The 13,612-nt window shown below is 46.9% G+C and carries 11 protein-coding genes and 2 pseudogenes; 6 read left to right on the top strand and 7 right to left on the bottom strand.

Annotated features, from left to right (window positions below; translation table 11 throughout):
- The first annotated feature begins 169 nt into the window (after window positions 1–169).
- Window positions 170–1,639, top strand: coding sequence for a serine/threonine-protein kinase (locus PMG71_RS19920; protein ID WP_283755473.1), 1,470 nt, complete (start codon window positions 170–172; stop codon window positions 1,637–1,639).
- A 301-nt stretch (window positions 1,640–1,940) separates the two neighbouring features.
- On the opposite strand, the pseudogene PMG71_RS19915 reads toward PMG71_RS19920, so the two are convergent.
- Window positions 1,941–2,342, bottom strand: a pseudogene (locus PMG71_RS19915) (transposase); the annotation flags it as partial.
- Between the two features lie 212 nt (window positions 2,343–2,554).
- On the opposite strand from PMG71_RS19915, the gene gor reads away from it, so the two are divergent.
- The 3 genes and pseudogenes from gor to PMG71_RS24370 form a co-directional block, all read left to right on the top strand.
- Window positions 2,555–3,904, top strand: coding sequence for a glutathione-disulfide reductase (gene gor, locus PMG71_RS19910; RefSeq protein WP_283755471.1), 1,350 nt, complete (start codon window positions 2,555–2,557; stop codon window positions 3,902–3,904).
- Window positions 3,905–4,538: 634 nt separating this feature from the next.
- The gene (locus tag PMG71_RS19905) at window positions 4,539–5,291 is read left to right on the top strand and encodes a DUF928 domain-containing protein (RefSeq protein ID WP_283755470.1); all 753 of its coding nucleotides are present in this window, start codon (window positions 4,539–4,541) and stop codon (window positions 5,289–5,291) included.
- Window positions 5,292–5,297: 6 nt separating this feature from the next.
- A pseudogene (locus PMG71_RS24370) lies at window positions 5,298–5,981 on the top strand (filamentous hemagglutinin N-terminal domain-containing protein); the annotation flags it as partial.
- Window positions 5,982–7,306: 1,325 nt separating this feature from the next.
- Here the strand turns inward: PMG71_RS24370 and PMG71_RS24365 are convergent.
- Window positions 7,307–8,236 carry a hypothetical protein gene (locus PMG71_RS24365; protein ID WP_488199585.1) on the bottom strand — a complete coding sequence of 310 codons (930 nt, stop codon included), beginning with the start codon at window positions 8,234–8,236 and terminating at the stop codon, window positions 7,307–7,309.
- A gap of 325 nt (window positions 8,237–8,561) precedes the next feature.
- Between PMG71_RS24365 and PMG71_RS24360 the strand changes: the two genes are divergently transcribed.
- On the top strand, window positions 8,562–9,512 hold the full coding sequence (locus PMG71_RS24360) for a CHAT domain-containing protein (protein ID WP_488199584.1): 951 nt from the start codon (window positions 8,562–8,564) through the stop codon (window positions 9,510–9,512).
- Between the two features lie 185 nt (window positions 9,513–9,697).
- Here the strand turns inward: PMG71_RS24360 and PMG71_RS19895 are convergent, their stop codons facing one another.
- Window positions 9,698–10,354 (bottom strand): SDR family oxidoreductase, encoded by a 657-nt coding sequence (locus PMG71_RS19895; RefSeq protein WP_283755468.1) that lies wholly within the window; start codon window positions 10,352–10,354, stop codon window positions 9,698–9,700.
- 285 nt (window positions 10,355–10,639) lie between these two features.
- Here PMG71_RS19895 and PMG71_RS19890 point away from each other — a divergent pair, with 285 nt between their 5' ends.
- Window positions 10,640–11,308: a DUF1997 domain-containing protein gene (locus tag PMG71_RS19890; protein ID WP_283755467.1), complete on the top strand. Its 669-nt coding sequence runs from the start codon at window positions 10,640–10,642 to the stop codon at window positions 11,306–11,308.
- Window positions 11,309–11,355: 47 nt separating this feature from the next.
- Here the strand turns inward: PMG71_RS19890 and PMG71_RS19885 are convergent, their stop codons facing one another.
- The 4 genes from PMG71_RS19885 to PMG71_RS19870 form a co-directional block, all read right to left on the bottom strand.
- Complete coding sequence (locus tag PMG71_RS19885; protein ID WP_283755466.1) at window positions 11,356–11,826, bottom strand: DUF4079 domain-containing protein; 471 nt, start codon at window positions 11,824–11,826, stop codon at window positions 11,356–11,358.
- Between the two features lie 54 nt (window positions 11,827–11,880).
- A complete protein-coding gene (locus PMG71_RS19880) occupies window positions 11,881–12,189 on the bottom strand; it encodes an urease subunit beta (protein WP_283755465.1) in 309 nt (102 codons plus the stop codon).
- Between the two features lie 10 nt (window positions 12,190–12,199).
- Entirely contained in the window at window positions 12,200–12,505 is a 306-nt protein-coding gene (ureA, locus tag PMG71_RS19875; RefSeq protein WP_283755464.1) for an urease subunit gamma, read from the bottom strand.
- Between the two features lie 82 nt (window positions 12,506–12,587).
- The gene (locus PMG71_RS19870; RefSeq protein ID WP_283755463.1) at window positions 12,588–13,451 is read right to left on the bottom strand and encodes an urease accessory protein UreD; all 864 of its coding nucleotides are present in this window, start codon (window positions 13,449–13,451) and stop codon (window positions 12,588–12,590) included.
- Between the last annotated feature and the right edge of the window lie 161 nt (window positions 13,452–13,612).

Below are 13,612 nucleotides of genomic sequence, written 5' to 3'. Positions count from 1 at the left end.
TTGATAGAATAACCCTAATTATAGCGCTTCTCTCTTCTATCGAGTTCAGATCCAGTAGGGTGCGTTAGCGAAAGCGCAGGGCAAAAAATAGAGCATTGTGCAGGAGTTAAATTTTTCCACCGAGCCAGAGGAAGCGGTATAATCCTAAAAGAAATATCGCCTCCTAGCCATGCGCTGTCTCTCTTGCCATACCGATGGCATCCCCCTATCTACCGAAATCTGCCCTAACCCGGATTGCGGAATGCATCTGCCTACCCTGCTGCGAGATTGCCTACCACCCGGCACGAGATTGCAGGGAGGGCAATATCAAATCGACTACGCCCTAGGGCAAGGAGGATTTGGGATTACCTATCGGGGGATTCATACCCACCTAGAGAAATTAGTCGCTATCAAAGAATACTTCCCCCAAGAGAAAGCCTTCCGAGATGCTAGGGGCAGCATCACCATACCTCGCCCCCAGGTAGAAGACTTTAATAAAGGAAAAGCAAGATTTCTCAAGGAAGGGAAACTGCTGGCAAAAATTAACCATCCCCGTGTTGTCAGAGTAGAACATTACTTTGAAGAAAGAGAGACAGTCTATTTGGTGATGGAGTTGGTTGCGGGGAAAACCCTGAAGAAATATCTGGAAGAGAAGAAATCTTTGTCAGAAAAAGAGATAGAAAATATGATGGCGCAAGGGGTAGCGGGATTAGGGGCTGCCCATAGGCAAGGGATTTATCATTTGGATCTCAAGCCGGATAATCTGATGATAGACCCAGAGGGGAAGGTCAAAATAGTTGATTTTGGGGCAGCGAAACAATCTCTGGCGACAAGGGCGGGCAGTCGTCGCAGCACCACCCGAATGTTTACAGAAGCCTATACAGCTCCAGAGGTGATGGGCTTACGAGCGATCGGGAGTTTCAGTGATATTTTTGAAATGGGGATGATTTTGCATGAAATGGTGACGGGTAAGCTACCCCCTTCAGCCCTTGAAAGGTTATTGGTTGAGAAAGATTGGCAGCCGACAGGAATCGGGGAGCCGTGGTTAGGGTTAATCCGGGCAGCACTACCCATGGAGCCGACAGAGAGAGCGCAGGAAATTGAGGGATGGTGGGAGAGTCGGCAGCACGGGAAGCGGACGGCTACTCCATCGCCTGCTCCTGTGCCTCCACCAGGGGATGATTTAAGGTCAGAGCGGGGGGTAGACTATACTCGCTTGCAGCAACTGTTGCAGCAGCAGAAATGGAAGGATGCGGATGAGGAAACCTACCGCAGAATGCTGGAAGCAGCGAAACGGGAAAAAGAGGAGTGGTTTCGTGATGCAGATTTGAAAAACTTTCCGCGCACTGACTTGAGAACCATTGACCAGTTATGGGTGAAATATAGCAAAGGTCAATTTGGCTTTAGCGTGCAAAAGCAGATTTGGCTTGACTTGGGAGGAAAGCTGGGAGAATATGATTATAATACTTATGTGAGGTTAGGCGATCGCGTCGGCTGGCGTAAAAACGGTTCATGGTTAAGCTACAGTGATTACACCTTTACTACAAACGCACTACAAGGTCATTTGCCCGTGGTGTTTGGAGTGGGTTGGGTTGGTTTGGTTTGGTGGGTTTCGGGGGGGGGAGGTGGGGGGTACTCTTTTCTCTTCTCTAGACTCTAGCACATAAGGGTTTCCCAGCATTCATAATTATTTCTTATCAATCTCATCGGTACGGTATTCCTACGTTTGCGGATTTCAAATCAATTAAAAATTAAAAATTAAAAATTAAAAATGATGAATATCTTATGAGCAGGCCCTTTCATCAGTAATAAATCAAATCCGAATAATCAGTTACAGTATGTCATTGCGAACGGAGCGGGTTTCCGCAAGCGGACATGAATACAAAAATAGTCGTCAGTCTACAAGATTTGGGTATAACCCGCCCCTACAGAGATCTGTAGTGTAAATAAATAGATTTGATATTACTAAAATCATAGAAAAATCCCGGCTGCATATTCGCCGCTTTGGGATTAGCATGAATATAGCGAATTGTGTTGAGAGCGCGTCGGCTATCAGAGGTGAGAAATTCCGTCTTATGGTAGCGTTTCTCCCAAAAATGCCCACACCGCTTCAACATCCGATTAAAACACATGGCAGAATACCAATTGAGGTAATGCATAATTTTCGGAATATCCCCAGGATTTTGTGGCTCAATCAAATAGTGAATATGATTGGACATAATGCATAAACTATAAAGCCTAAAGTTATATTTGAGGATAGCTTTTTTGAGGATATAGAGAAAGACTTGACGGCATTCTAACCGGGTTAAGCGAAATTCCCGATTATTACAGCGCACCGTAATATGATAACAAGATCCAGACATTTAAAGATTTGATATTGAGGGCATTGCCCTGTAGGGGCGGGTTATACCCAGATCTAGGACACCAACAAATCAATGAGGTAAACCCGCCCCCACCAACAGATACTATAGGGGCGGGTTTAGGATATTAATTGGTGGGAGTCCTAAATTTGGGTGAACCCGCCCCTACAAAACCCATTCATTACAATAGAAGGGAAATTGGGAGGAACACAACGATGAGTTACGATTTTGATTTATTTGTGATTGGTGCAGGTTCCGGGGGAATTGCCACCGCTAGACGGGCTGCTGAATATGGCGCTAAGGTGGGGATTGCAGAATTCGATCGCCTGGGGGGAACCTGCGTGAACCGAGGTTGTATTCCCAAAAAGCTAATGGTGTATGCTTCCCATTTTCCCGGTTGGTTTGCAGATAGCCAAGGCTACGGCTGGAGTGCGGTGGAAAGTCAGCTCGACTGGACAAAAATGATTGGCGCGGTGAATGGGGAAGTCGATCGCCTGAATGGGATTTATCAGGGCATGTTAGAACGCTCTGGAGTGAAGCTATATCAAGGATATGCCGAGTTTGTCGATCCCCATACGCTGAAAATTGGGGAAGATACGGTAACGGCGGATAAAATTTTGATTGCGGTGGGGGGTAAACCGGTTAAACCGGATATTCCGGGGATTGAGCATACCCTCATTTCCGATCAGATTTTCCAGCTTGCGGAGCAACCGAAACGAGTAGTAATTTTAGGCGGGGGATATATCGGTGTGGAGTTTGCTTGTATTCTCCATGGACTGGGAACGGAAGTAACGGAAGTAATTCGCCGCGAGCATATCTTACATGGGTTTGATGAGGATATTCGTACCCATATTCAGTCGGAAATGGAGCGCCATGGGGTGCGGGTTTTGAATAAGAGTGTGATTAAGCAGGTGGAAAAAACCGATGAAGGTCTGGCGGTGACCATTGAGCGGGAAAATGAGGAGGAAATCGTCATTGTGGATGCGGTAGGGATTTCGGCGACGGGACGTATACCCAATTTAGAGAAATTAGGGTTAGAGAAAGTGGGGATAACGGTGGAAAATGGGGCGATCGCCGTGGATGCCAATAGTCGTACCAATATCGAGCATATTTACGCCGTCGGAGACTGTACAGATCGGGTGAATTTAACCCCGGTTGCTATTGGTGAAGGTCGCGCTCTTGCTGATACCCATTTTGGCGGCAAACCTCGGCAGATGGCTTATGATAATATCCCCACAGCCGTCTTTTCCCATCCTGAAGCGGGAACCGTGGGCTTGACTGAAGAAGAAGCCCGCGCCCAATATGGGGATAAAATTAAGATTTATCGCGCCAAATTTAGACCCCTTTATCATACGGTGAGCGGCCGAGAAGACCGTACTCTGATGAAATTAGTCGTGAATGAAGAAACGGATAAGGTTTTGGGAGCGCATATGGTGGGCGAACATGCGGGAGAAATTATCCAAGGGGTGGCGATCGCCCTAAAAATGGGAGCCACAAAAGCCAACTTTGATGCCACAGTTGGCATCCACCCCAGTTCAGCCGAAGAATTTGTCACCATGCGCTAATAGCTGAATGTCACAGGTGAGGGAAATGCCCTCTCCCTATATCCCTCTCCCGTGGGAGCTAATCTTGTAGGAGTTTCATTGAACTACGATCTGGTATGTAGGGGCGAACGGCCGTTCGCCCCTACAGATTGTCAACACACCAGCAAACCTGGTGATATTGGATGATTTTTAGCCAAATTGAGAGGGTATCTTCAAACCCCTACAAGACAAGCTCCTGTGGGAGAAGGGGGTAGGGGGATGAGGGGCAATCGTTACACAACTCATTTAGGTTGGCTATATGAAGAAGTGTAAGGGGCGATCGGGGGGCTAACCCCCTTTTTTTGTCAGAAATAAGTCAGTTAAGATCGATCTATAGACTACATCCTTTTTGGCTTTCTTCCGGAAGAAAAGAAAAAATCCAATCCCAAAAACTTAAGGATCGGTTTTTTAGTCTCTATCTCAAACTCTAGCAACGCTCTTAATCGAAACTTCAAATAAAAATCCGTAGTTGCTCGGTTAGGGATGGAAAGGAAAAAAACTAAACTGGTTATATTAGGGCTTCTCTCCTTACAACTCTGTGGATTGGCAGAGAGAAGAGGATCTAAATCTCAAAAACGCCTTTAGTGTGTCCATCGTAGAATACAGGTCATCAACAGTGAAAAAGAACACCCATTTATCAAAAATTACTTATCAGTTAGCCACCTTAACCTTCTTGGCAACTCTGGGTTGGCAAAGTGCCTCAACTGCCCTCCCTAGACCCAGCTTTGAAATCGCCCAAGCCTTTAATCCTCCAGGCAGAGGAGCGCCCCCCAGAACGGCAGATGTGGGTACTCGTGGCTGTAGTGTTTCTGATGCGAATGCTGAACCCTTAACGGCTTTAGTTCCAGTCAAAGATTTAGCCTTAACTTTAGAGAGCCATCCGACTTTATTTTGGTATGTACCGAAAGCAGAAGGTAAAACGGTGAAATTTACCTTATTGGACAAAAACGACCAAACCATTATCTACGAGAAAGAACTACCTGCTCCTTCTGCATCGGGAATTGTCGGTATTGAGTTATCTCCAGATGAGATGGAAGGATTAAAAGAGAATGAGCTTTATCATTGGTACTTATCCGTAGTTTGCGATCCTCAAGACCGCACGGGTGATATCATCGTGGATGGCTGGATTGAACGTATGGAAGCTGATGGCGATCTAAAAGCTCAAATTCAAGCCGCTAATCCAGAAGCTCTACCCAAGATCTATGCTGAGTCAGGGATTTGGCATGATGCCCTATCTGCCATGGCTAAGTTGTATAATGAGAATCCCCAAAATGAGGCGATCGCCAGTCAATGGGAAACCCTACTGCGCTCTGTTCAACTGGATGCATTTGCCAATACTCCCATTCTTTCACTGAGTGAACTTCAATAATCACCCATGTCCTTGCGGATAAACGGATTGAATCCCCTGCTCACCCTTTGCCTGTGGTTATGCGGAAACTATTTCCTCATGGCACAAGCTCAAACGATTGTACCCGCTCCTGATGGTACAGGAACTACGGTTATTCCCCAGGGGAATCAATTTTATATCCAAGGGGGCAGTTCTTCTGCTAATGGTGCGAATTTATTTCATAGTTTTATTCAATTTGGACTCCATCCCCATCAGGTAGCCAATTTTTTATCGACACCGGGAATTGAGAATATTTTCAGCCGCATTAATGGGGGGAGTCCATCTACCATTAATGGGTTAATTCAGGTGTTGGGAGGGACTTCAAACCTCTACTTAATTAATCCTGCCGGTATTATTTTTGGCCCCAATGCTCAACTGAATGTTCCCGCCGCATTTCACGCTACAACGGCTACTGGCATTGGTTTTGGAGAAAATCAATGGTTTAAGGCTTTTGGGGACAATAATTGGCAAGTTTTGACCGGTAAACCCCATGCATTTCGGTTTGATGGAGCAAGTCCCGGCGTAATTTTGAATTGGGGGGACTTAACGGTTAATCCGGGTCAAGATTTGAGCTTAACCGGTGGTACAGTGATTAACTTAGGTACGCTCAATGCACCAGGGGGAACGATTACCTTGGGTGCAGTTCCTGGCAATCATAGCCTACGGATTTCCCAAGAGGGCCATTTACTGAGTTTAGAGCTTCCGGTTGGCGATCGCCAGTCCGTTCCCTTTAACCCCCTCTCCCTTCCCGAATTGCTCTCTGGGGGAGCATTAACCCATGCTTCCCAGATTGAGGTGAATGCTCAGGGAGAGGTGATGTTAACCGGTTCTAGAATTAGAATACCAGACAATCCAGGAGTGGCGATCGCCTCTGGAACCCTCGATGTTTCCCATACCCAACCCACCCTCAACCCCGGAACCATCAACGTCATCGGCACTCAAGTCGGTGTCATTGACGCAACCCTTGACGCTTCTACATCAGAAAATGGCGGTCAAATTTACATTGGTGGATCGTACCAAGGACAAGGCCCCCTACCCAATGCCCAACAGACTCTAGTTAGCCCGAATTCTCACATCCGTGCTAATAGTTTAGATCTCGGACATGGGGGAGAAATTATTATTTGGTCAGATGGAACCACCCAGTTTTACGGCACAGCAGAAGCGCAAGGCGGAGAAACGGGTGGAAACGGCGGATTAGTAGAAGTTTCCGGTAAAGAAACCCTCACGTTTTCCGGCACAGTAGATGTCAGCGCCCCCAGTGGAGAATGGGGAACCCTCTTACTCGATCCAGAAAATATTACCATCACCAATAGCTCTTTCTCTGTGCCTTCAGAAGTTGAGGATGAATTACCCACCATTGGCTTTAATGATTTTGCGGGAGATGATATTACCATTGCGGCCGAAGTCTTAGAAAAACAAACCGGTAATATAGAACTGCAAGCCACCAATAATATTACCATCTCTAGGGGAGTTTCCCTTGATTTTGTCGAAGGCGGATCGATTACCTTTACCGCCGATGCAGATGGGGATAACAATGGTTCATTTAGGATGAGCTTGTCTTCAAGCATCACCGCTCCCGGTCGAGACATTAACATTTCTGGAGCTAGTATTAGCTTGGGGAACTTGGATACCAGTGATAATCAACAAGGGGGAAATATCTCCCTAAGCGCTTCTGCGGGGAATATTACAACGGGAAATTTGAATACTTCCACTACAACCGGTAATGCTGGTTCAATTGAATTGATTACCGATCAAGGCAATATAAGTACAGGAGAACTAAATTCAAGCGCTAGTTTAGGCAATGGCAATGGGGGAAATATTCAGATAACTGTTGAAACCATAGGGAACATTACAACCGGTGGTCTTCTTGATGCGAGTGCGGAAAATGGGAATTCAGGAGATATTACCTTGGCAACTCAACAAGGGAATATTATAACCAGTGGTCTTCTCGATTCGAGTACGGAAAATGGGGATTCAGGAGATGCTACCTTAGAAACTCAAGAAGGGGATATTACAGCCCAAGATATTGATTCAAGCACAAAAAATGGTGCGGCGGGTGATATTACGCTAAGAATTATATCGGGAAATGGGGCGATCGCCCATGGAACCTTAGATGCGAGTGCTAAGAATGGTGCTGCTGGCACAATTACCCTTGAACCCAATCCTAACCCAGCACCGACTCCATCTCCAACACCAGCGCCAACACCAACACCAACACCAACACCAACGCCATCTCCAACACCAGCACCAACACCAGCGCCAACTCCTGCACCAACACCAGCGCCAACTCCTGCACCAACGCCAGCGCCAACTCCTGGACCAACGCCAGCGCCAACTCCTGCACCAACTCCTGCACCAACTCCTGCACCAACACCAGCGCCAACTCCTGCACCAACACCAGCGCCAACTCCTGCACCAACGCCAGCGCCAACTCCTGCACCAACTCCTGCACCAACTCCTGCGCCAACACCAGCGCCAACTCCTGCACCAACGCCAGCGCCAACGCCAGCGCCAACTCCTGCACCGACTCCAGCACCGACTCCAGCACCAACACCAGCGCCTGCACCAGCGCCTGCACCAGCGCCTGCGCCAACTCCTGCTCCAGCGCCTGCACCAGCCCCGACTCCAGCGCCAACACCAGCACCGACTCCTGCTCCAACTCCTGCACCGACTCCAGCGCCAACACCAGCGCCAACACCAGCCCCGACTCCTGCTCCAACTCCTGCACCAACGCCAGCGCCAACGCCAGCGCCGACTCCTGATCTAACTCCCAACCCACCATCAGGGAATGGGGAAACAGTCAATAGTGGCAATAGTGAGATTAATATTCTCCAGAATCCGAGTAATATAATTAACGGGATTAATCGGGCGATCGCCTCCACACCCCGTGAAACCTCCGATGATTTATCCTCTTCCTCAGTCACCATTGATTCTCAGCAAGCCGCAACTGCCCTGGTTAGCCGAGGGAGTTTCCGCAGGTTACTTGATGAAGGACAATTACAGCAAGCGGTTGAAGTGGGCGATCGCCTCTTGAGCGAAGAATTTGCCGATTACTTCAATAAACCCTTACCCCAACAGCAACTCACCTTTCCCCAGATTCAAGAGCAACTCGAAAAAATAAGCGCCCAAACTCAGAACCCTTCAGCCCTACTCTATATCATTTCTAGTTCTGAGCAACTCGATTTAGTGCTAGTACCCCCCACAGGAGAACCCATTTATCGCTCAATTCCTGAAGCCTCAAACGCCGTATTAATGGCCAAAATCCAAGCCTTTCAAACCGAAATTGCCGATCCCACTCGCCGCCGCACCACCAGTTATTTACAAGCTTCACAACAGCTTTATCAATGGTTAATTAAACCCATAGAACCGGAATTAGAAGCCCAAGGCATTACCACCTTATTATTCAGCTTAGATAGTGGACTGCGTAGCCTACCCATTGCTGCATTGCACGATGGCGAACAATTCTTAGTAGAAAAATACCAATTTAGCTTAGTTCCTAGCTTAAGCTTAACTGATACGAGCTATCAAACACTGCAAAATACGCCCATCCTCGCCATGGGAGCGTCTGAATTTAGCGATCAATCTCCCTTACCTGCTGTCCCCGTTGAACTCAGTACCATTTCGGAACAACTTTGGCCAGGACAAGCCTTTTTGAACCAAGAATTAACCGTTGAAAACTTCAACCAACAACGCACTCAATCCAACTATGGTATTATTCATTTAGCTACCCATGGTCAATTCAAACCGGGTAAGATTGAAGAGTCTTATATTCAGTTTTGGGATCGTAAACTGAGACTCGATGAAATTTCTGACTTAAACCTAACTAATCCAACCGTAGAATTACTGGTATTAAGTGCCTGTCGTACTGCATTAGGCGATCCCCAAGCCGAATTTGGCTTTGCCGGTTTAGCCGTTCAATCTGGGGCAAAATCAGCCTTAGCCAGCTTATGGTATGCCAGTGATTTAGGCGCATTAGGCTTAATGTCGGAATTTTACCATCACTTACAAACCGAACCTACCAAAGCTGCGGCTCTGCGTAGGGCGCAGATAGCCCTATTGCGCCAAGAAGTGCAAATTAAAGAGGGTAAATTAATTGGCAATTTTGGCGAAATTGATTTACCCCCCGAACTCGATACCGGCGTTCAACTTAATCTGATTCATCCCTATTATTGGTCAGGATTTACCCTTATTGGTAATCCTTAATTTGCCCTAGTGCCGTGAAAACCCTAAAATGGTGGGTTATATCAAGTTCGCTTATTCATGTCCGCGAAGCGGAAATACCCTAATTAAAAATCTAGGGAGCAAGATGCTCCCACTCCAGTCAGATCAAAGAATTCGAGGAGTGCGGGCATCTTGCCCGCTTCTTCACCCTTTATCCGGACTTAATATCAAACTTTGGCAAACAGTTCAGAAAAACTGTTTTCCGTTGCTTGTTCTTGGGTAACAATTTCCACAATTTTATTCCGAGATTCTGGACAAAAAAGAGCTTCTACGCAGACTTGAGCCACTTTTTGGCGGGGAATACTCCCTTCAAATAAACTATCCGCTTTAGACATAACAATCGCCTGGGTATTCTCTTCATTTTTTAGTCCTCCAGGGCGGACAATGGTGTAGGGTAAGCCACTTTGGATTAAATAATCTTCACCCTGTTTTTTCCACCATAAGACTAACCAAAATAGATTGAGGGGATGGAAAAACTGAGATACACAGAGGGAAGACACCAAGACTAAGTGTTGAATCTGCTTTTCTTGGGACACTTGTACCAGGTTTTTAATCCCTTCATAGTCTACCTGATAGGGGCCGGTGGGATCTAAACTCGGTCTTGCACCCAGAGCGCTTAACACCACGGTACTATCCCCTAATGCTTGTTTGAGACTGTCTCGATTGAGAAGATCGCCTGTGACGAGTTCAACTTCATCGGGGAGAATGGAGCGAGCCGCTTGCAGATCGCGCACAAAGGCGATCGTCGGAATCTCCCGCTTAACTAACTCATGCACAATCCGTTTTCCGGTTTCTCCAGTTGCTCCAGCCACAAATGCTTTCATGGTTTTCTCGGTTTTTTTAAGATTTCTCTACAAATATTAACATTATAGGCTAAACCTTGGTTTGATAAGGGTTTTGAGATGTTTATCGATCGAGATCGCTACTCAGGTGTGATCTGGATTATAGGAAAATTAGAGTAGATTTGTACACTAAAACATAGGTCAAATCTCTTGACTCAATTCAGCCAGAAATAGGAGATCGCATCATTTTCATAATTGAGTAAATATGCTGGTGATAGTTTCTCGGCCAGCAGCCAATTGTCCAAACTATGGGGAGAGTTTAGAATTATGAAACTTCAATCAAGTTTAGAACAAGACCAAAATTCATCCGACGTGGTTTTGGGTGCAGTTCCAGAGTACACTGGCTGGGAAAATGGGCAGGAAGAGAGCCTGAAGGAACCCTTCCAATTTTCTACCTTAGCCCAAGGGAAGCTTTTATTTAATGCCCATCCCCAAACGGTTGCTGACTATCTCGACGATCATCAGGGATGGTTTTCCCGTTGTGCAGCTCCGATGACGGTACGGCCGATGGGGAAGAATGGCTATGCTTTGGTTATTGGTAAATTCGGTTCGTTTGGCTATGAAGTGGAGCCGAAAGTGGGTTTGGAAATGAAACCTCAATTGCAAGGAGTCTATACAATTGAGTCTATTCCACTGCCGGATGATGGGGAGCTGGGATATGAGGTGGATTTTCGCTCTGCTATGGAGTTAGTAGAAGCGGTGGATCGGGTGAGTGAAGAGGGTGCAATGACCTATGCCCAATGGACGTTGGATTTGAAGGTGAGGGTTTATTTTCCTCAGTTTATTCATGCTTTGCCCCAAGGTTTAATTCAAAAAACGGGCGATCGCCTCTTAGCCCAAATTGTCCGTCAGGTTTCCAATTGTCTCAATCATAAGATTCTCAAGGATTTTCATCAGACCTACGATCGCCCTTTTCCTCGCCAACCGAAAAAATAACCCCCAATTTTGGTAAGGTGGGCACTGCCCACCCTATTGGTATGGAGTTAAGAGAAAATTTTCTCTAATATTCGGTTAACAATATCCAAACCAGTAACGGCTTGCCAGGCAAATAAACCCACTAAAACGGTATTAAGGGTAATGTGGCTATAACGAGCGAGATCGTTGCCTTTTTGCATCCAGGGGGTAAGGGCAGCAGAAATAGAAATAATGCCAGTCATGGCTAAACCGACGATTAAATGGGGGCCGACAAATAGCTTACCGTTATTGATGTAAGTAACGGCCATTCCTCCTAGGGTTCCCATCACCATCAGGGCTAAAATAATGGAACTGATTTGATGATGTCTGGCGTTAAATTTCCCTTTGATGAGTTCTTTTCTGGCATCGCCGGTAGCGCTGCGGGTTTCGCGAATTTTGAAACCCAGATACATGCTATAGAGAATTAGGGCAAGTAAAACCCACATTAAGAAGGGATGGAAGAATTGACTCCATACTTTAATGGATTCTGGAATCTCCATGGGTGTCTCCGTGAGAAGTCGTTTACAAAACTTAACTTATCACAAAACGATCGCCTAGGGTAAAGGGCCATTAATCTGAGCCTGAAAGCCATACACTTGGCGACTCCCGACGAAGGGAACGAGGGTGACTTCCCGCTCATCTCCTGGCTCGAAGCGGACGGCGGTTCCGGCTGGAATATCGAGGCGCATTCCCAGGGCGCGATCGCGATCGAAGTTCAGAGCCGAATTGACTTCATAAAAGTGGAAATGGGAGCCGACTTGAATGGGTCGATCGCCGTGATTAGCCACCGCAAGGATGACCGTGGGGCGATCGCGATTCAGTTCAATTTCTCCTGCTTCAACCAACAGTTCTCCAGGAATCATGGTCTTCACCTCATGCACGAATGGGATTGTGAACCGTAACTAATTTTGTGCCATCGGGAAAGGTCGCTTCGACTTGCACTTCAGCTAACATTTCACTGATGCCATCCATCACATCTTCTTCGGTTAACAAGGTTGTGCCGAATTGCATCAATTCTGCTACCGTTTTTCCTTCCCTTGCTCCTTCCAAAATGGCTGATGAAATATAGGCCACGGCTTCCGGATAATTTAGCTTCAGTCCTTTTTCTTTGCGTCTTTCTGCCAACAGAGCTGCTGTAAAAATCAATAATTTATCTTTTTCTTGGGGAGTCAGTTGCATAGTCGATTCGCCGGTTAACCTATCTTTTTTTATAGCATTTCTTGACAATTTTATCTCAAAATGGCAAAATTAAGCTTGAGTGTTAAATTGGCCATGCTCTAGGCCTAGACCAGTTTCCCTGTCCATTGGCTTGAGCCAAAAGCCTCCAAACCTCGATAAACAAACGCTTTCCGGCTTCAGTAGAATCTCCTCGATAGCGACAGAGGAGACCTTGAGGCAGTCGGGTGACCCCAACGGAGAACTTTTTTTCAGAACGAGGAAAAACAGCGCGTACCTCTTCCAGGAGCGATCGCCCGATCGCCCCACCCAACCAGCAGAATGACCCCACCACCGGATAGCCTCCCAAACCATAATCAGACTCTAAAGCGTCCTGGGAAATCGAGCTACTCTGAGCATCTATCCAGAGGGGAATTCCCTGCTGGTTGACCTGAGTGCGGGAGCGCCATTGTCCGCGATCGAAGCCCTCCCCTAGGGCAGTGCGTCCCAACCTTGTCCACTCCCACCCACACCAAATCGCCCCAGGGGACAACTCCACCTCAAGCTCTTGCTGATAGAGAGCGCCATTAAACAAAATCGTCTCTAGAGGAAACCAAGTAAAACTTGCACCCGCTTCAATCCTCATCTGTACCTGAGTTTGAGCCATCTGTCCCCCAGAGCGATATACCTTAGTCGCTGAAGGCGTAGTCCAGAATACAGACGTTTCTGGCATTAAATGCAAAGACAAAGAAAGGCGATCGCCCCCAACCAAACCCCCAGCCGTATGCAAAAGAACACTTTGGCAGTTTCCCGATCCCAGATTGTAAAATGGACGTTGAAGCTTCAGAGGCGCAACCATCTCCTCAACCACAGGATAGGTTCGGCCCCCAGACAGCCGGTACTGAACCGATAACTTTCCCTGCCATTGAGTAGACCGGATGTTTAATCTTGCTCCTGTAGAATCAAGCATTTACCCATTGTAAAAAGTTGTAAACAGAAGTGAACGGGATCTTCGGGTAAAATTTAGGTCTAGCATCTACCCTAAAATATCCAAAACCAGACCCCGATGGGAAGACATCCTGAAACTAGATATCTGTGATTGGCTAGGCCCTGATTCTATCATGACCAGTC

This window comes from Roseofilum acuticapitatum BLCC-M154, from assembly GCF_030068475.1.
Taxonomy (GTDB): Bacteria; Cyanobacteriota; Cyanobacteriia; order Cyanobacteriales; family Desertifilaceae; genus Roseofilum; species Roseofilum acuticapitatum.
Note: the sequence above shows the minus strand (reverse complement) of the source record. Positions and strands in the feature narration are given on the sequence as shown.